A 19,019-nucleotide genomic window follows, 5' to 3' on the forward strand; every position below is an offset into this window, starting at 1 on the left:
CATGCAGCGCTTATTCATCACCTTCCTGATTTGCCTGGGCTTCGTACTCCCGGCCACCGCCCAGGCGTGGTGGCAGGACGACTGGCATTACCGCAAACAGATTTCGGTCGACACCACACCCCAGGGCGCGGCGATCAACCAGGCGCTGGGGCGTACCGCGCTGCTGGTGCGCCTGCACACCGGCAACTTCACCTTCGACGGCGTCAAGGAAGACGGTTCGGACCTGCGCTTCGTCGCCGCCGATGACAAGACTGTGCTCAACCACCAGATCGAAAGCTTCGATCCGCTGATGGGCATGGCGCTGATTTGGGTCGACGTACCGAAAGTCGAGGGTGGCCAGCGTCAGGACCTCTGGATGTATTACGGCAACCAGAAAGCCCCGGCCACCGGCAACGGCCAGCTGACGTTCGACCCCAATTACACCGCGCTCTACCATTTCGATGGCGCCAATGGCACGCCGGCCAAAGACACCACGGCTTATGGCAACACTGCGCAAAGCGCCACGGGTGCGAGCCTCGACGGCGTCATCGGCCGTGCCTTGCAGTGGAACGGTCAACCCTTGCTCTTGCCCGCCAGTCCGTCGTTGCAACACAACGCGGGCAGTGCATTCACCTTCAGTGCCTGGTTGCGTCTGGATCAGGCCAATGGCGAGCAACTGGTGCTGGCCCGCCGCGAAGGCGCGAACAGCCTGTTGCTGGGGTTGAACCAAGGCATGCCGTTTGTGGAAATCGACGGTCAGCGCGCGGTGTCCACTCAACCGCTGAACCCAGGCCAATGGCAGCACCTGGCACTGACCGCTGAAGGCAGCAAGGTCTCGCTGTACGTCAACGGTCGCGAAACCGCGAGCCTTGCGGTGGCAATGCCAGCCTTCAATTCGGCCATGGCCATCGGCGCCGACCTGTCCGCCAGCGCTTATTTGCCCTTCAACGGCGCCATGGATGAACTGCGCCTGTCAAAGGTCGCCCGGCCTGCCGCACAGTTGCTGGCTGATGCGAATTCCCAGGGCGCCGAGTCGAAACTGGTGGCCTACGGTGTCGATGAAGAACAGTCGGGTTATGGCTTCGGCAGCCTCGGCTTCCTGCTCAATGCGGTACCGATCGACGCGTGGGTGATCATCGCCGTGCTGGTGCTGATGATGTTCCAGTCGTGGGTCATCATGATCCGCAAAAACCGCATGGTCAGTCGCCTCAGCGCCGCTAACGAAAGCTTTCGCGAGCAGTTCGCGAAGGTCGGCACGCGCCTGGAAATGTTTGCCGACGACCAGGAACTCGCCCAGCGTCTTCAGTATTCCTCGCTGTGGCGTTTGTATCAGGTCGCGGTGAAGGAAATCCGTACCCGTCGCGAGCAGGGCGCTGACACGTCATCGGTCTCGGCGGCGACCATCGAAGCCATCCGTTGCTCGATGGACGGGGTACGCACCCGGGAAAACCAGGCACTCAGTTCCAAACTCTCGACGTTGTCCAACGCTATTGCCGGTGGGCCTTACATCGGCCTGCTTGGCACCGTGTTGGGGATCATGGTGGTGTTCCTCGGCACGGCCATGGCCGGCGACGTCAACATCAACGCCATCGCGCCGGGCATGGCCGCGGCATTGCTGGCCACGGCCATGGGCCTTTTTGTCGCGATCCCGGCGCTGTTTGGCTACAACCGCCTGATCACGCGCAACAAGGAAGTCAGCGCCGACATGCGGGTGTTCGTCGATGAGTTCATCACCCGCCTGGCGGAGATGCACGGCGAAAGCCAATTCAGTGAAGCGGCCCATCGCCGTGGCAACCACACCCCATCGTCCGTACCGGCCTGAGGAGCATCGACATGGCTTCCGTAAATGCCTCCCATGATGACGACGATGACGCCGCGGTGGACAGCATCAACATCACGCCCCTGGTGGACGTGCTGATGGTGGTGCTGGTGATGTTCATCCTCACCGCCACGGCGCAGGTTTCAGGCATCCAGATCAACTTGCCCAAGGCCAGTGCCTCGGTGTCGCTGTCTGAAGCCAAGACCAAGGCGATTTCGGTCAACGATGGCGGGCAGGTGTTCCTCGATGCCTACCCGGTGACCCTGGCGGAGCTTGAAGATCGCTTGCGCATCGAGAAGGCACAGAACCCCGATTTTCCGGTGATTGTGCGCGGCGACGCTACGGTGCAGTACCAGAAAGTCATCGAAGTGCTGGACCTGTTGCGCCGGCTTGAACTGTCCCAGGTCGGTCTCGTGACCGGCAAACCGACCCAGGGCTGACCATGACTGCACAACTCCCAATCCGCCCGTCACCCGTCAAACCCTCACGCCTGGGTTTTGTGAAATGGGGCGCAGGCCTGCTGCTGGGTGCCGTGGCTGCCTGGTTGCTCTGGCAATGGGCCAACGACATGAGCGGTGTACGCCGGGAAGCGCCGAAGGTGCCGACGATTATCCCGTTGCCGCCACCGCCACCTCCGCCGCCGGAAAAACCACCGGAGCCCGAGACGCCGGTGGAAGAAAAAATGGTCGAGCCCGAACCGACGCCCGAGCCTGCTGAGGTTAAACCCGAGGAAGAGGCGCCACCGAGCCCGGCCGACGATCTGGCCAATCCGATGCAGATGGATGGCGATGCACAGTCCGGCAACGACGCCTTCAACATCGGCGCGGGCAAGGGCGGCGGCATGGCTGGCGCGGGCGGCGGACGGTTGGGCAATGGCACGTACAGCCAGTTTCTGGCGTTCACCTTCCAGCGTTTGCTGCGCGAGAACCCGGACCTGCGCAACCTGGCTTTTTCGCTTCAGGCCGATGTCTGGCTGAGCAGCGTCGGCGAGATCACCCGGGTCGAGTTGGTGAAGTCCAGCGGCAACCCCGAGGTGGACACGCAGGTGATCGCCGCACTGCGCAGCGCACCGCATTTAACCGAGCGGCCTCCGGCCTCCATGACTTTGCCTGTGCGCCTGTCCCTGCAAGGGCGGCGTCCGGGTTAACCGAATATTTCAAGTGTTGCCAAAAGGAGTTGTGTGCAGATGATTTCCAACGTGAATCGATTGTCCCTGGCAGTCGGCATGGTGCTGGTGACCCTGGCCGGCCACGGGTTGGCAGCCCCTGCGCCCTCGGAAAACGCCACGGTCAATCTGATCCGCTTGCTGGTCGAGCAGGGCATATTGAAGCAGGACAAGGCCGACGCGCTGATCGCCCAGGCCCAGAACGAAGCAGTGCAGGCCCGCCAGGCGGCGAGTGCGTCCACCGTCGTCGCTGCCGGTCCGGTCGCGGCACCGGGTGACGTGCGGGTGCAATACGTGCCGGCTGCGGTTCGCGATCAGATCCGCGATCAGGTCAAGGCCGAGGTCATGGCCACGGCCAAACAGGAAAACTGGGCGCAACCCAACACCTTTCCAGACTGGATCTCGCGCATCAGTTTTGACGGCGATATTCGCCTGCGTGACGAATCGCGCTACTACTCGGGGACCAACAGTAACGAAATCGTCGACTTCGCCAAACTCAACAACAACGGCCCGTACGACGTGAACCCCAACAGCAGCACCAACCTGCCGCCCTTGCTCAACACCCGCGAAGACCGCGAAAACCTGTTTCGCCTGCGGGCCCGCCTGGGCATGAAAGCGGTGATCTCGCCAGAATGGACTGCCGGCATCCGCATCGGCACCGGTTCCGACAACAACCCGGTGTCCACCACCCAGACCCTCGGCGGCGGTTTCGCCAAGAAAGACATCTGGCTTGATCAGGGGTACCTGAACTGGAAACCGTCCGATCAGTTGACCCTGACCGGCGGGCGCTTTGCCAATCCCTTCCTGTCCACCGACATGCTCTATTCCAACGACCTGAATTTCGACGGTGTGGCGGCGATCTTCGATCACAAGCTCAACCGCGACTGGGGCGTATTCGGCACCGTCGGCGCGTTCCCGGTGGAATACACCAACGACACCAGCAGCAGTAACGGCTTCGACAAGGAAGAAAGCGACAACAAGTGGCTGTACGGCGCGCAGATTGGCGCCAAATGGGCGATCAACAGCAGCAACCGCTTGAAGGGTGCACTGGCTTACTACCGTTTCGACGATATCGAAGGCCAACGCTCCAGCCCTTGCGAACCGTGGGCCGGTGCCCCGGGCTGCGACACCGATGGCACGCGCTCGGCCTTCATGCAAAAGGGCAACAGCGTATTCCTGCTGCGCGACATCACGCCCAATCCGCTCAACCCGGCCACCACGGCGCAACCGCAATTCGTCGGCCTGGCCTCAGAGTTCAATCTGTTGGACCTGAACGCGGTGTGGGACGTCGATTTACCGCAGGACTTCAAGTTGCGCAGCCAGGGCAACTACATCCACAACCTCGGCTATGACGAAGGCGACATGCGCAAGCGCTCGGCCGGGCAGATCGTCAACAACCTCGACAGTGACGGCAATATCGAAAGTGGTGCCAATGCCTGGATGGTTCAGTTCACCCTCGGCAACGAACTGGAGCTGAAGAAGCAGGGCGACTGGAACTTCTTCGCTGGCTACAAATACATCCAGCCCGACGCCTTGCCGGACGGCTTCAACGACTCGTCGTTCCACTTGGGCGGCACCAACGCCAAGGGCTACTTCCTGGGCGGCAACTACGGCCTGGCCAAGAACGTGGTCGCCACCGGTCGCTGGTTGAGTTCCGAAGCGGTGTACGGCGCGCCGTTCGACATCGATGTCTTGCAGCTTGAAATCAACACGCGCTTCTAAGGCGCAGGGAGGGCTTCATGAAATCAACATTCCTGCTGCTTGCACTGGGGCTGATGATGGCTCAGGGCGCGAGTGCCGAAGGCATGGAGGAGCGTCTGCGCATTCAGTTGCGCAGCACCACTCAACAGCTGCAAGCCTTGCAAAGCCAACAGGCTCAGGCCAGCGCCGCGCAACTGGCGGCGCAGGGCGAGGCCAAGGCAGCACAGGCGCAAATCAAGCAATTGACGGCCGACCTGGCCAAGACAAAAGGCGTGGCAGAGCAATTGGCCGGCCAGCATGACAGCCTGCAAAGCCAGGCTCAGGCACAAGCGGCAGCCAGTAGCGAGCAAATCGGCAAATTCAAGAAGGCTTACGAAGAACTGTTGGTAATGGCCCGTGGCAAAGAGGCCGAACGAGCCAGGCTTCAGGCACAACTGGCTGAACGTGACACACAAATGCAGCAATGTTCAGTCAAAAATCAGCAGATGTATGGCGTGGCCAAAGAGATTCTCACGGCCTACGAAAAAATCGACGTCGCCGAAGTGATGAAGATTCGCCAGCCGTTCGCCGGCGGTGCAAGGGTCAAGTTCGAAGAACTGGCCCAGGGCTTTGGCGACGAACTCTATAAGACGCAATTCGACGCGCCTCAAGCCGCGATCGCTCACTGATCACCAGGGAAGAACATAACATGACGCAATTGATCACCCACGTATCGCCATTGTCCCTCACCGAGGTCCTGCAAGCTGCCGGTTATCGGGTCAACCAGACCGAACAAAACAACATCGTGCAGCTGCTAAGCGCCAGTCAGGGCATCGGCTATGCCGTGCGCTTCGGCAACCCGGCGGTTGAGCCGGGCCAATACGTCGACTTCACGTTCAGCTGCGCCTTGCGGGTGCAGGGCGAATTACCGGCCGGGCTGGCAGAGCTGTGGAATGCCTCGCGCCGTTTTGCCCGGTTGTCGGTACCGGGCGAGTTTCTGGTGATGGAAATGGACGTCGTGGTCGCCGCCGGGGTCAGCGCCGATCATCTGCGGGGCAATCTCGAACTCTGGGATCGTTTGCTGCAGGAATTCATCGTGTATCTGCGCGAGTACAGCCAGAACGCCGCGCAGATGCAAGCCGAGGCCGAGCCCGCCGGCGTGCCGGTGCAAGAGGTCGCAGCCCTGTGAAAAAACGTACGGTAGTGGTCAGTGCAGGCGCATTGGCCGTGCTGGTGGTTGCCGTGGCACTGGGACTGCGACCGGGTAACGACCCGGTCGCGGCCCAGCAGTCTGCGCCCTCCGTGCTGACGACGAATGAACCTGCGGTGGCGCGCCTGGGCAATCAACGGGTGACACCCGAAGAACTCAAAGCGGTACTCGCCACATTGCCACCCGAATCCCGGGAGCAACTACGGGCCAATCGTGCTGCGCTGGAAAGCTGGATTCGTTCACGACTGGCCGAGAAAGCCGTGCTTGAACAGGCCGATGCCCAGGGCTGGAGCCAGCGCCCCGAGGTGGAGCGACAAACCCGCGCAGCCACCGAGCAAATCATCTTTCGTGATTATTTGCAGTCGGTCAGCCAAGTGCCCGCCGATTACCCCAGTGCCGCGCAATTGCAGCAGGCCTACGAGGCAGGCAAATCGGGCTGGATGACGCCGCCGATGTACCGCGTCAGCCAGATTTTCCTCGGTGTTGCCGATGCGCAGAACCTTGAAGCCGTGCGCAAGCAAGCGTCGGAATTGAGCAAAAAAGCCCAGGCCGCTCCCGCGGAATTTGCGGTCTTGGCCACTCAGTATTCCCAGGATCGAGCCAGCGCCGAGAAGGGCGGCGACACCGGTCTGCAAACGTTGCAGCAACTGGTGCCGGAGGTGCGCGGTGCCGTGTCGCGACTCAAACCGGGTGCCGTGTCGGAGCCGATACAGAGCGCTGCCGGTTTTCATGTGATCAAACTCACCGAGCAGCAACCGGCACGCGTCGCCACCCTGGATGAAGTGCGCGAGCGCCTGTCCGAGGCATTGCGTGCCCAGCGTCAGGAGCAAATCGCCAAGGCGTATCTGGAAGGAATGCTTAATACCGCAACGCTGAGTATTGATGGCGCCGTGCTGAACAAGGCGCTGGAGGAAAAGCCATAGCGCTTGGGCGCATCCCTCCGTGGGAGCTGTCTTGCTCGCGTAGGGAATGGGCTGAATATTCAAAAAACAAAGATCGACAGGGAGTCATCGATGTCATTTATAGAACCCACAGGACGCCAGGGTGTAGCCGATTACCGATCCCCCGGCGTGAAGTCCGATTCCTGGCTGGCGCTGGCGACGGGGATTGATGCCGAGGTGGCACAATATTTTATGGTCAGCGCCCGTTGTGCCTGTTTCATGCAGGCTGCGCGCAGCCTCAATGTGCGGGCAAGCCTGTTACGCAAGCACTTGGCGCAGCTGGAAGATCAGCTGCAACGAACGCTGTTCAAGTTCAAGGGCAGTGCGCTGACCCTCAGTCGTGACGGCCAGCTGTTGCAGGCGCAGTTGATCGCTCTGGTGCATGAGCGAAAAATACCGGTCATTGAGCAGCCCTTGGTCAGGTTGGCCGTGGCCGAGTCGATTCTGCACGACATCCTGGGCCGCGATCTGGTCTCGCTGTTGCGACGCAATGCCAGCGTGCGCCTGGATATCATCTCCCTCGACAGCGAATTGTCGTTGCAAGCGATCAGTGCCGACGTGGTGCTGTGGCTGGCCGGCCCCGATTCACCGCTGCCGGGCCCGAGTTTCCCGATAAGTGAGCCGCAGCGCCTGGCGCGACTGGATTATCTGCCACACATCGCTAAACGTTATTCGCGAGTATCGGCCCGGCCCGACAGCCTCGATGACCTGGCTGACTTCATGTTGGTGCAATGGCAGCCTGATCGTCAGGTCGAGAGTTTCCGGCCGTGGAACGGTGTGGTCGATCAGCGTCTGGCCGGGGTGGTGCAGTTGCATTCTTATGAGCTGATGCTGGAGATGATCCGTTGCAGCGCCTGCATCGGTCTGCTGCCCAATTACATGAGCCGGTTCGACCGGGGCCTGATCGCGTTATCGGGGTTGTTCAACCAACCGATGCAGCGCCAGGTATGGATGGCGGTCAATGCCGGGTCCACGGGGCAGGCAGAAGTGCAGATGATCGTCGAGCTGATCCACAACACCTTCAACGAACGCCGCGAGTGGTTCGAAGGCTGATCGCATTACCCTGTGGGAGCGAGCTTGCTCGCGATGGGGGCTGGACAGTCGACATTGATGTTGAATCCTAAGGCCCAATCGCGAGCAAGCTCGCTCCCACATGGGTGCTTCACATTGGATCTCGCCATGCCGCAAGCCTGCGTTGTAGAGTAAGCGGCCATGTCTGCATCAAGGATGAGTCACCCATGCCCGCCACCGAACCGGCCATCACCCTCGAACGCTTCAGCGAATCCCACATCGACGGCATCACCGCGCTCTACAACGACCCGGCCATTACGCGTCAGGTGCTGCAAATGCCGTTTCAATCCACCGAGATCTGGCGCCAACGCCTGGCATCGGATAACGAGCGGCTGGTGAAACTGGTGGCGCTGCATCAGGGCGTGGTCATCGGCAACATTGGCCTGGAGCAATTCTCGCGGATCCGCCGTAGCCATGCCGGCAGTCTCGGCATGGCTGTTGCGGTGGCGTGGCAGGGCAAAGGCGTGGGCTCAAAACTGCTGGCAGCGGCGCTGGACGTCGCCGACAACTGGATGAACCTGCAACGGGTCGAGCTTTCGGTGTACGCCGACAACGAAGCGGCTATCGGGCTCTACGGCAAGTTTGGCTTCGAAACCGAAGGCCTGTTCCGCGACTACGCCGTGCGGGACGGCCGACTGGTCGATACCCTGAGCATGGCGCGCTTGCGTCGCACGCCCAGGTCTGACTGACTCAGTCGCCCAATGCGAACGCCACCGCCGCCTGCGCATGCAGTTCGGTGGTGTCGAGCAAGGGCAGGGCGCTGTGCTCAGATTTGATCAACATACCGATTTCGGTGCAGCCAAGAATAATCGCCTGAGCGCCTCGCGCCGTCAGCGACTCGATGACCTGCTGATACACCTTGCGTGACGCCTCGCTGATCACCCCGACGCATAACTCGTCATAGATGATCCGGTGTACGGCGTTGCGTTCCTCGGCGTCCGGCACCAGCACCGTCAAACCCATCGCGCTCAAGCGATCCTTGAGAAAATCCTGTTCCATGGTGAAGGCAGTCCCGAGCAAACCGACCTTCAGTGCACCGGCATCCACGGCAGCTTGACCGGTCGGGTCGGCGATGTGCAAAAACGGAATGCTGATCGCGGCCTGAATCTGCCCGGCCACCTTGTGCATGGTGTTGGTACACAGCACCACGCATTCGGCGCCGCCAGCCTCCAGCCGCCGCGCCGCATCCACCAGAATCGCCGCCGCATCGTCCCAGCGCCCGGCATGCTGAGCCTGTCGACAGGGCCGAAGTCGACGCTGTACATGAGCAATTTCGCCGAACGCAACGGCCCGAGCCGGTCGCGAACCTGTTGGTTGATGAGACGGTAATACTCGGCGCTGGACTCCCAGCTCATGCCGCCGATAAGGCCGATGGTGCGCATTGGATTTCCTCAGGCTATGGCCTGTGCTGACAGATCAGGCCTGAGAGGGAGTTTCCCTATGTTCGATGGGGGGCACCAGCGACAAATCAACTGTAATGCTTATATTCCGTTGAAGTGTCATGGTGCTTTTTTCAGGCAAGGGGTAATCCCTTTAAAGTAACCGCTCGTCGTTATCATCCACCGTTAAAAAATGCTCACACGTCAGCTTTGTCGTACGCCGGCGGCTTGCATCTGCCATGATTGATTTCCGCAGCACCGCTTCAACCAAAGGAACACCGCAATGGACGACGTACAGCAACTGGGCGAAATGCTTCGCCACTATGCAGAAAGCGAAGCGCACAAGAAGCAAGTGTTTGAGTCGCAATCAGCCGTGTGGACGACGCGCATCGGTGAACTGTTCGATCAGATCCAGCAGTGGCTGGAGCCGGTCCAAACGCCGAATCTTCTGGAGGTGAGTCGCGAGTCGTATGTCGCTTCAGGGCCGAGTGTTCCGGTCGAGACCTCGACGTTCAAGACCGAGAAACTGGGCATTGTCATTGCCGGCAAGCCGGTGGAGTTTGTGCCGGATGTGATGGGCACGGGCGGGCAGATTTCATTGGCGGTGATGGGGTTGACGGCCGCGCGCTATGGCAGCATTTCGCTGGTGTGCCTGCCGCCGTCGACGAGCTGGCAATGGCGCAAGACCAATGGGCTGAAGGACCCGGATACGTTTGCGTTTGATGCGAACTTCCTGGCGCAGCAGTTGCAGAGCCTTATTCCCCGCGAACGCGGCTGATCGCTCAGCATTAACACCAAACCCTGTGGGAGCAAGCTCGCTCCCACATTAGATTGGTGTTGGTCAGATTTCGATGTTGCCCCAACCGGGTTTAGCTTCTTCCGGGGCCACCGCTTTCACTGTCTTCCCGGTCGCCAATTCCACCCGCCGCGCCACCTCAGGGTCATCGGCAAACGGCATCAGGCTGGCTTCCTCCAGGCTCTCAGCCGTCTGGTGTTTCAAGCAATACTCGATCACTAGCCAAAACCCCACGACCCCAAACAGATTCAGCACAATCTCGGTCATCTCAAGTCCCTCGCTTCAGGCAATCTGCGCTTCACGTTCGGCCAGCGCCACGTCCGCAACCCGCACCGTGCGCCAGGTGTTGTACGCCATCAGCAACATCCCGCTGAGGAAGAACACGCCACCGGCAAAGCGCACCACGAACCCGGGATGGCTGGCCTGCAACGCCTCGACGAACGAATAGGTCAGCGTGCCGTCGTCGTTGATTGCACGCCACATCAACCCTTGGGTGATGCCGTTGACCCACATCGAGGCGATGTACAACACCGTGCCGATGGTCGCCAGCCAGAAGTGCAGGTTGATCAGCGGCGTGCTGAACATCTGCTCGCGGCCGAAGACTTTCGGGACCATGTGGTAGATGGCGCCAAACGTGATCATCGCCACCCAACCCAGGGCACCGGCATGCACGTGGCCGATGGTCCAGTCGGTGTAGTGGGAGAGGGCGTTCACGGTTTTGATCGCCATCATCGGCCCTTCGAAGGTCGACATGCCGTAGAAGGCCAGCGACAGCACCAAAAAGCGCAGGATCGGGTCGGTGCGCAATTTATGCCAGGCGCCCGAGAGCGTCATCATGCCGTTGATCATCCCGCCCCAGCTCGGCGCCAGCAGGATCAGCGACATCGCCATGCCCAGTGACTGCGCCCAGTCCGGCAACGCGGTGTAGTGCAAGTGGTGCGGGCCGGCCCAAATGTAAAGGGTGATCAGCGCCCAGAAATGCACGATCGACAGACGATAGGAATACACCGGCCGACCCACCTGTTTCGGCACGAAGTAATACATCATCCCGAGGAACCCGGTGGTCAGGAAAAACCCGACTGCGTTGTGCCCGTACCACCACTGGACCATCGCGTCGGTGGCCCCGGAATACACCGGGTAGGACTTGAACCAGTCCACCGGAATCGACAGGTGATTGACCACGTGCAGCATCGCGATCACGACGATGAATGCACCGAAGAACCAGTTGCCGACGTAGATATGCTTGGTCTTGCGTTGCACCACGGTGGTGAAGAAGACGATGGCATAAGCGACCCACACCACGGTCATCCATACCGCGCCGGAGAATTCGATTTCGGCGTACTCCTTGGTGGTGGTGTAGCCCAGCGGCAGGGTGATCAGCATCACCACAATCACCGATTGCCAGCCCCAGAAGGTGAACGCGGCGAGTTTGTCGGAGTACAGCCGCACCTGGCACGTGCGCTGCACCGCGTAGTAACTGGCGGCGAATTGCGCGCTGCCGGCAAAGCCGAAAATCACCAGGCTGGTGTGCAGCGGGCGCAAGCGGCCGAAGGTGGTCCACGGCAGGTCGAGGTTCATTTCGGGCCACACCAGTTGCGAGGCGATCCACACCCCCATCGCCATCCCCACGACACCCCATATGATGGTTGCCACGACGAATTGGCGGACGACCTTGTAGTTATAGGCCTGTCCGATTGTTGCTGTGCTCATGGTCAATGCTTCCACGGTTGCAAAGTCTTGCCAGGCCACCCGGACTGGCATGCCGTCAACTGTAGAAACCCTGCCGGAAACAAAACAGGCTCAGAAAAACCGAGTTTATGCGGATCAGATACAGGGCTTGCCTGCGGTGTTCTGACGCAGTCTGATACGGTTTTTTAGGAGTCAGGTGAATCTGTAACGCACTGCGCCGCAGGTTCATAGTCCCCATCACAAGCACCGCCACCCCCGTAGCAGCTGTCGAGCACCGCGAGGCAGCGTTCGGCTGCGAAGCAGTCGTCAAACCAGGCGACGCGGTCTGTCAGGTGAACCGTGTGTGCTGGGTTTACGACTGCTGCGCAGCCGAACGCTGCCTCGCGGTGCTCGACAGCTGCTACGGGGTATGCAGAGCGTGCGATTCACCCTGATGAGGTAGCCACATGTATCAGTACGATGACTATGACCGGGCCCTGGTCTTCGAACGCGTTGCGCAGTTTCGCGATCAGGTCGAGCGTTTCATGACGGGCGAGTTGAGCGAAGAAGAGTTCCTGCCGCTGCGTTTGCAAAACGGCCTGTACATGCAAAAGCACGCCTACATGCTGCGCGTGGCGATTCCTTACGGGACCCTCAGCGCCAGGCAAATGCGCACGCTGGCGAGCATCGCCCGGGACTACGATCGAGGATATGGCCACTTCACCACCCGGCAGAACATGCAGTTCAACTGGATCGAGCTGGCGCAGGTGCCGGACATTCTCGAACGCCTGGCCCAGGTCGAGATGCACGCGATCCAGACCTCCGGCAACTGCGTGCGCAACATCACCACCGAAGCGTTTGCCGGTGTGGCGGCTGACGAGCTGATGGACCCGCGCCCGCTGGCCGAGATCCTGCGCCAGTGGTCGACCATCAACCCGGAATTCCTGTTTCTGCCGCGCAAGTTCAAGATCGCCATCTGTTCGGCTGAGCAGGACCGCGCCGCCATCATGATGCATGACATCGGGCTCTACCTTTATCGCGATGACAGTGGGCAGATGCTGTTGCGCGTCATTGTCGGCGGCGGGCTGGGGCGCACGCCGATTCTCGGCCTGCAGATCCGCGAGGGCTTGCCGTGGCAGCATTTGCTGTCCTACGTCGAGGCGGTGCTGCGGGTCTACAACCGTCACGGTCGACGCGACAACAAGTACAAGGCGCGGATCAAGATTCTGGTCAAGGCCCTGGGCATCGAAGCGTTCGCCAAGGAAGTGGAGGAAGAATGGCAGTACCTCAAGGACGGCACGGCGCAGTTGACCGACGTCGAATATGAGCGTGTCGCCAGTGCCTTCGTGTCCCCCGACTACCGTTCACTGTCCGACACTGACCTGGATTTCGGTACGCGCCTGGCCGAGAACCCTGCCTTCGCGCGCTGGGTCACGCGCAACGTGCAGCCGCACAAGGTCGCGGGGTACACCAGCGTGGTGCTGTCGACCAAACCGGGCTTTGACTCACCACCGGGGGACGTGACGACCGAGCAGATGACGGCCGTGGCCGAGTGGTCCGAACAGTTCGGCTTTGGCGAAATTCGCATCGCCCATGAACAGAACATCGTACTGCCGGACGTGCCCAAGGCTGATCTCTACACGCTGTGGTGCCTGGCCTGCAAGCAGGGCCTGGGCTGCGCTAACATCGGTTTGCTGACCGACATCATCGCGTGCCCCGGCGGCGACTTCTGCGCGCTGGCCAACGCCAAATCGATCCCGATTGCCCAGGCGATTCAAGGCCGTTTCGAGGACCTGGATTACCTCCACGACTTGGGCGACATCAGCCTGAACATCTCCGGCTGCATGAACGCCTGCGGTCACCACCACATCGGCAATATCGGCATTCTGGGGGTCGATAAAAACGGCAGCGAGTGGTACCAGATCACCCTCGGCGGTAGCCAGGGCAAGAACAGCGCCCTGGGCAAGGTCATCGGCCCGTCCTTCAGCGCCGTCGAAGTGCCGGAGGTGATCGAGCGGATCATCGCCACGTTCGTCAATTATCGCGAGAGCGAAGAACTGTTCGTCGACACCTTGCAGCGCATCGGTCTTGAGCCTTTCAAGGAGCAGGTTTATCCGAAGGTGCTGGAGGTCTCGGCATGAACAATCTGCTGCGACTGGAGGAGGGTGTGGCGCGGATCGTGGCTGACGATCCGTGGGTGCTGGTCCGGGAACCGGAGGGTGAGTTACCGACCGGGTCGCTGATATTGCCGTTGAGTCGCTGGCTTCAAGCGCCGGCACAGCGTGCGGTCTGGCTGGGGCCGGATGACGAGGTGGAAAGCCTCAAACCGTGGTTTGACTCATTGCCGCTGATTGCCCTGGATTTTCCGAGCTTTCGCGACGGTCGCGGTTACAGCCAGGCGTACCTGCTGCGCACTCGGTTGGGCTGGACGGGGGAGTTGAGAGCGGTCGGCGACGTGCTGCGCGATCAGCTCAGCCACATGCGCCAATGCGGGTTCGACAGTTTTGCGGTGCGCGAAGACAAATCCGCCGAGGATGCGCTGAAAGGATTGGCCGGGATGAGCGTGTTGTACGGGCGTTCGGTGATTGAACCGCGGCCGTTGTTCAGAAGACGCTGACACACAAACCCCAACACCTGCTTTTTGTAGCAGCTGTCGAGCCTGCGAGGCTGCGTTCGGCGACGAAGTCGTCGTGAAATCAAGCGATGCGTTTTTACAGGAAAACCGCGTTTGCAGGGTTTACGACGACTTCGTCGCCGAACGCAGCCTCGCAAGCTCGACAGCTGCTACAAGTCCGCCCTCGGTATTTTTGCTTGGGCCGCTGATGGCATTTTGGTAGAGTCCGCGCCTCATCAGGGAGTTGGCAAAGAAAGGAGTCTGGTTTGAGCGTGGGCAAAAAGATTTTGGGGCTGATTGCGCTGTTGCTGATAGTGGCGCTGTGGGCCAGTTACTTTTATGTGTTCAAGGAAAATCGCGACGGCCAGTTGGGCGGCGCCTTCGACAGTACGGCCTGGTGCGGCACACCACCGACCAGCGATGCCGCTGCGCTGGGCAAGGATCAACTGACGCTGCGCGTCACCAACACGCTGCGCGGCGAGTTCATGCTCAGCGGCGCAGTGGTGGTGTCCGAACGCACCTTCAACCGCTACGACCTGGGCCGCAACGAACTGCGCCTGCGTCTGGAACCCTTGCAGTGGTCGTTCGGTGTCACGCCGATGTTCCTTGAACAGGTCAAGATCCAGCCGCTGAGCCGCAACCTCGCGTCGGCCAGCAAAAGCGCCTACGCCGAACTCGAACCACGACCGATCGGAGTGCAGGGCCGGGCCACGGAATTTCCCTTCGATACCTACCGCTATGGCTACAAGCCGGTGCTGTATTACCTCAAGGGCAACGAGCGCATCGATCTGAGGTTCAAAAACATCACCACCCTGATGGAGATGTCGAACACCTTCACGCCGATCCAGAAGTACAACCGCGTCGACTACATCAACGAACGCAACTCGATGATCCGCGATGAAGACTACAAGGCCTATGGCGCCCACGAGTGCGCATTCAGCGTCGAGCGCAAAGGCTCGTTCAAGGTGATCGTGCTGTTGTTGCTACTGGTGCTGTGCCTGCCGCTGCTGCACGTGTTCTATCGCGATGAACCGGGGATCGATTTTCTCGCCACGCTGGTGAGCATCGGTGCGATTCGGGTTTTGCTGGTGGGGCCGGTGAAGGACTTCCAGCTGTACACCATCGACTTCCTGTTTGCCGGGGTGATTATCCTGGTGGGCACGGTGTCGCTGATCAAGGCGATGCGGGCGAACAGTCGGCGGGAGTTGGCGCTTAAAAGCGGCTCGTCCTGGTGATTCCACGGTTCATGTAGCAGCTGCCGAGCAGCGCGAGGCTGCGTTCGGCGACGAAGTCGTCGTGAAATCAGGCCGCGCGGTGCATCAGGATGACCGCATGCGCAGGTTTACGACGACTGCGTCGCCGAACGCAGCCTCGCGCTGCTCGGCAGCTGCTACAAAGCGTCACTTCAACGCCGGATCGCCCCTGTTCATTTTCTTCCAGCCTTGCAACAGCACCTGCGCCTTCGGTTCCTGTCCGTTATCCAGGTAGTACTGGATCAGCGACAGCCGCGCATTGCGATTGGCCGGCTGCACTTTCAACAATCGCTCCAGCTCTTCGCAAGCCTCATCGACCTTGCCGCTGTCGTGCAACGCCACGGCCAGCACGTAGCCGTATTGGGCGCTCTGCGGTTCCAGTTGCGCGGCTTTGCGCAAGGCCTTCATGGCTTGGGCTGATTGGCCTGCACGCACCAGCGACAAGCCTTGGGTGTGTTGCAACAGGGCGGCATCCGGGTGGTCTTTCAGGCCTTGCGCCAACAGCGTTTGCGCCTCTTGACCGCGTCCATTGGCTTCCAGCCATTGCACCAGCGTCACCAGCGCCGGGTAGAAATCCGGATCACGCTTGAGGGCAGTGCGCAGCAGCGCTTCGACTTCGCCGTTGCGACCGCTGGCCTGATAGAGCATCGCCAGGTTGAGGTTGGCCTCGGCGCGCTCGGCCAGGCTGATCTGCACCGCTTCGTACTCGGCAATCGCCGCATTCCAGTTTGCCTGGGCGTTGCCCAATCCATTGCGAGCCACGCTCAGCAGGTCCCGGGCCGCGACGATCCGTACAGCCTTCACCGGATCGCCCAGCAGCGACGTCAGCAGCGGCGCGCGCTCCGGTGGCGGCAGGAACGCGCTGATCGCCCGCACCGCGCTTTCACGCACTTGCGGTGCCGGGTGGCTCAGGTCTTTGGTCGCAAGTTTTAACGCTTGCTCGCTCGGGTACAGCGGTAATTCCGCCAGCAAGGTGGCACGCTGGATCGCCGGCAGGTTGCTGCGCTGCAGTTGCTCGTACAAGGCTTGCGCGGCGCCGGGCTGACCGTTACGAACCAGCCACAGACTTTCGTCATAACGTGGCGCCTGCGCGGTGTCGGCGGTATTCCACAGCTTGAATTGCTCGGTGATCTTGTCGCCGGCCTTGCCTTGGTGACAGGTCAGGCAGGCGTCCGGTGTACCGAGTTTTTTTGCTCGCTGCGGGTTAGGAATGCTGAAGCTGTGGTCATGCCGGAAATCGTTGCCCATGTAGAACTTGCCGGGCATGTGGCAATCCACGCATTGGGAGCCGGGCTGGCCCAGGGTGTGGCGGGTGTGTTTGATGGAGTCGTAGTTTTTCGCTTGCAAACCCTTGCCGTCGACGCCCGCCACCGAAGTCTTGCCGGCGGTGTTGTGGCATTGCAGGCAAACGCCGTTGCCCGGGGCCTTGAGTTCGGTGCTGTGGGGGTTGTGGCAGTTGCTGCAACGCACACCCTTGTCGAACATTTTGCTTTGGGCGAAGGAGCCGTGCTCGAACACTTCATCCTTGATCTTGCCGTCCAGCGCATACAACTCGCGGGTCAGGGGGCTCGGCAGGTAATCGTCCATCAAACGCTTGCCGACGGTGTAGCCGTCGTCCAGCGGTGCGCGGCGCGAATGGCAGCGGGCACAGGTTTCGATTTCGACGGTGGCGTCCTTGTCCTTGAGGTCGACCGCAAAACCGGCATGGATCAGATCGCCTTTTTTCGCCGTCCATTCCAGGTGACTGGACGCGGGGCCGTGGCACGCCTGACAACCGACACCGAGGATGTTCCAGTGACTGTCGAAGGTGTTTTTTGCCGCATCGAAATTGCGCTTGAAACCGGTGGTGTGGCACTCGACGCACATGAAGTTGGCGTTCTGGCTCGGCTTGCTCCAGTGCAGCGGGTTCTTGAAGTTCACGCCCTGGCCCGGATAGAGATGGAACCAGCGGTTTTTCTCGGTATCCCAGGCTACGCCCAGCGCCTGCAAGCGACCTTCGCCGACCTCGATCAGGTATTGCTGCAACGGCGCGATGCCAAAGGTGTAGGCCACTTTGAAGTCGGCATTCTTGCCGTCAATGCCGGGTGTGTTGACCCAGAACCCGTCGTCCTTGCGCGAGAAGCGCGTGGTTTCGTTTTGCGCTTTGAACGTGACGTTATTGAAGTCGCCCAGCATCGTCTCGGCATTGGCCTCCTGCATCGCCAATTGGTGATGGGAGCCTTGCCAGTCCTTCATCTGTTCGCTGTGACAGCCCTGGCATTGTTGCTCGTCGACCATCTTCGCCGGTGCCACGGCGACGGGTTGCGGTTTGGTCGGGTGAACGACCGGAGTACTGACGGACACGGTGTTGAGCGGCGCTGGAGTACTGCTGAACAGAAACCAGCCGATCGCCGCGACGGCCACCAGTAATACGCCGATGGTGACGGGAAACAGGTAACGGTGAATCAGGGATGGCGGCGAATCAGGGTTTGGGGTTGCTGCTTTATTTTTAGGGTTCGGCATTGCGACTTCCGTAGTCCGGTTGCGTTTGCCGTCAGGCGCGCGTTCAAGCTCGGTGCAGCTTTGCCGGATGATCCGCGTCTGTCAAATGGCGCGACGGGCGAAGCCACTGGGCGATATGAATATTGTGCTTTTTGATCGCAAAACGCCGTGTGTTGGCTATAACTGTAATTCCCGTATGCAATATCGTTGTCGGCCTTCTGACAGGAGTTACAGCATGAAGCTAGCGTTAATGATGGGCACGTTGTGCATTGCCTCGCTCGGGGTAGTGGGGTGTGCCAGCAAAGTCGTTGAGCCGGACCAGTATTCAGGTTTCCTCAAGGACTACAGCCAGCTCAAGGAAGCCAAGTCGCCATCGGGTGCGACGGTGATGCGCTGGGTCGATCCCAAGCTCGACATCAGTAAATACACCAGCGTCTACATCGAGCCGACCCAGCTCTATCCCAAGCCACAACCGACGGTGAAAATCCCCCAGGCCACCCTCAACGGCATCACCGGTTACTACGACCAGGCGCTGAAGCGTGAAATCGGTAACTCCTTGCCTCTGGCCGCAGGTCCCGGCCCGGGCGTAATTGTGGTGCGTGCCGCGATTACGGCAGTGAGCAGCAAGACAGAAGGGCTGAAGCCTTATGAAGTGATCCCGATTGCGCTGGTGGCCGCGGCGGTCAGCACGGCCAGCGGTATTCGTGATCAAGAGACCGATCTGGCCACCGAAGCAGTGTTTCTCGATGGCGGCAACAATCACGTTTTAGCCCAGGTCGTGCGCAAGGGCACCGGCAAGCCGCTGGAAAACGATTCACAGGTGATGAAGGCCGATGACGTGAAAGGCGTGATCGATGGTTGGGCGTCGGATTTGCATCAGTCGTATCTGAAGCTTAAGTCCAAGTGATGCAGTGAGGCGGATGGCCTCTTCGCGGGCAAGCCTCGCTCCTACAGGTTTCGGTG

General features: G+C 60.5%; 17 protein-coding genes and 1 pseudogene. 14 read left to right on the forward strand and 4 right to left on the reverse strand.

The window, feature by feature from the left end:
• The first annotated feature begins 1 nt into the window (after position 1).
• The 9 genes from ACA070_RS14540 (at position 2) to ACA070_RS14580 (ending at position 8,554) form a co-directional block, all read left to right on the forward strand.
• Positions 2 to 1,801, forward strand: a complete 1,800-nt coding sequence (locus ACA070_RS14540; RefSeq protein ID WP_497451723.1) for a DUF2341 domain-containing protein — start codon at positions 2 to 4, stop codon at positions 1,799 to 1,801.
• 11 nt (positions 1,802 to 1,812) lie between these two features.
• Complete coding sequence (locus ACA070_RS14545; protein ID WP_461959094.1) at positions 1,813 to 2,238, forward strand: ExbD/TolR family protein; 426 nt, start codon at positions 1,813 to 1,815, stop codon at positions 2,236 to 2,238.
• 2 nt (positions 2,239 to 2,240) lie between these two features.
• Entirely contained in the window at positions 2,241 to 2,945 is a 705-nt protein-coding gene (locus ACA070_RS14550) for an energy transducer TonB (RefSeq protein ID WP_497451724.1), read from the forward strand.
• A gap of 39 nt (positions 2,946 to 2,984) precedes the next feature.
• Complete coding sequence (locus tag ACA070_RS14555) at positions 2,985 to 4,685, forward strand: putative porin (protein WP_497451725.1); 1,701 nt, start codon at positions 2,985 to 2,987, stop codon at positions 4,683 to 4,685.
• Between the two features lie 17 nt (positions 4,686 to 4,702).
• Entirely contained in the window at positions 4,703 to 5,332 is a 630-nt protein-coding gene (locus ACA070_RS14560; RefSeq protein WP_497451726.1) for a DNA repair protein, read from the forward strand.
• A gap of 20 nt (positions 5,333 to 5,352) precedes the next feature.
• The gene (locus ACA070_RS14565) at positions 5,353 to 5,832 is read left to right on the forward strand and encodes a YbjN domain-containing protein (protein WP_497451727.1); all 480 of its coding nucleotides are present in this window, start codon (positions 5,353 to 5,355) and stop codon (positions 5,830 to 5,832) included.
• Positions 5,829 to 6,776, forward strand: a complete 948-nt coding sequence (locus ACA070_RS14570) for a peptidylprolyl isomerase (RefSeq protein WP_497451728.1) — start codon at positions 5,829 to 5,831, stop codon at positions 6,774 to 6,776. The genes ACA070_RS14565 and ACA070_RS14570 overlap by 4 nt, the downstream gene beginning before the upstream one ends.
• A gap of 90 nt (positions 6,777 to 6,866) precedes the next feature.
• The gene (locus tag ACA070_RS14575; protein WP_497451729.1) at positions 6,867 to 7,847 is read left to right on the forward strand and encodes a LysR substrate-binding domain-containing protein; all 981 of its coding nucleotides are present in this window, start codon (positions 6,867 to 6,869) and stop codon (positions 7,845 to 7,847) included.
• A 185-nt stretch (positions 7,848 to 8,032) separates the two neighbouring features.
• The gene (locus ACA070_RS14580) at positions 8,033 to 8,554 is read left to right on the forward strand and encodes a GNAT family N-acetyltransferase (protein ID WP_497451730.1); all 522 of its coding nucleotides are present in this window, start codon (positions 8,033 to 8,035) and stop codon (positions 8,552 to 8,554) included.
• A gap of 1 nt (position 8,555) precedes the next feature.
• Here the strand turns inward: ACA070_RS14580 and ACA070_RS14585 are convergent.
• Positions 8,556 to 9,247: pseudogene (locus tag ACA070_RS14585) on the reverse strand (aspartate/glutamate racemase family protein).
• 280 nt (positions 9,248 to 9,527) lie between these two features.
• Between ACA070_RS14585 and ACA070_RS14590 the strand changes: the two are divergent.
• Positions 9,528 to 10,022, forward strand: a complete 495-nt coding sequence (locus tag ACA070_RS14590) for a hypothetical protein (RefSeq protein WP_497451731.1) — start codon at positions 9,528 to 9,530, stop codon at positions 10,020 to 10,022.
• Positions 10,023 to 10,085: 63 nt separating this feature from the next.
• On the opposite strand, the gene ACA070_RS14595 is transcribed toward ACA070_RS14590, so the two are convergent.
• Both ACA070_RS14595 and ccoN read right to left on the reverse strand, forming a co-directional pair.
• On the reverse strand, positions 10,086 to 10,307 hold the full coding sequence (locus ACA070_RS14595) for a cbb3-type cytochrome c oxidase subunit 3 (RefSeq protein ID WP_497451732.1): 222 nt from the start codon (positions 10,305 to 10,307) through the stop codon (positions 10,086 to 10,088).
• A gap of 15 nt (positions 10,308 to 10,322) precedes the next feature.
• Complete coding sequence (gene ccoN / locus ACA070_RS14600; RefSeq protein ID WP_497451733.1) at positions 10,323 to 11,750, reverse strand: cytochrome-c oxidase, cbb3-type subunit I; 1,428 nt, start codon at positions 11,748 to 11,750, stop codon at positions 10,323 to 10,325.
• A gap of 425 nt (positions 11,751 to 12,175) precedes the next feature.
• Between ccoN and nirA the strand changes: the two genes are divergently transcribed.
• The 3 genes from nirA (at position 12,176) to ACA070_RS14615 (ending at position 15,557) form a co-directional block, all read left to right on the forward strand.
• The gene (nirA, locus tag ACA070_RS14605) at positions 12,176 to 13,849 is read left to right on the forward strand and encodes a nitrite reductase NirA (protein WP_497451734.1); all 1,674 of its coding nucleotides are present in this window, start codon (positions 12,176 to 12,178) and stop codon (positions 13,847 to 13,849) included.
• Complete coding sequence (locus ACA070_RS14610; protein ID WP_497451735.1) at positions 13,846 to 14,325, forward strand: DUF934 domain-containing protein; 480 nt, start codon at positions 13,846 to 13,848, stop codon at positions 14,323 to 14,325. The genes nirA and ACA070_RS14610 overlap by 4 nt, the downstream gene beginning before the upstream one ends.
• Before the next feature lie 263 nt (positions 14,326 to 14,588).
• Entirely contained in the window at positions 14,589 to 15,557 is a 969-nt protein-coding gene (locus tag ACA070_RS14615; protein WP_497451736.1) for a hypothetical protein, read from the forward strand.
• 165 nt (positions 15,558 to 15,722) lie between these two features.
• Here ACA070_RS14615 and ACA070_RS14620 read toward each other — a convergent pair whose 3' ends face one another.
• The gene (locus ACA070_RS14620; RefSeq protein WP_497451737.1) at positions 15,723 to 18,077 is read right to left on the reverse strand and encodes a tetratricopeptide repeat protein; all 2,355 of its coding nucleotides are present in this window, start codon (positions 18,075 to 18,077) and stop codon (positions 15,723 to 15,725) included.
• A gap of 214 nt (positions 18,078 to 18,291) precedes the next feature.
• On the opposite strand from ACA070_RS14620, the gene ACA070_RS14625 reads away from it, so the two are divergent.
• Entirely contained in the window at positions 18,292 to 18,963 is a 672-nt protein-coding gene (locus tag ACA070_RS14625) for a DUF3313 domain-containing protein (protein ID WP_497451738.1), read from the forward strand.
• Positions 18,964 to 19,019: the final 56 nt, after the last annotated feature.

The organism is Pseudomonas sp. LBUM1678, from assembly GCF_059695575.1.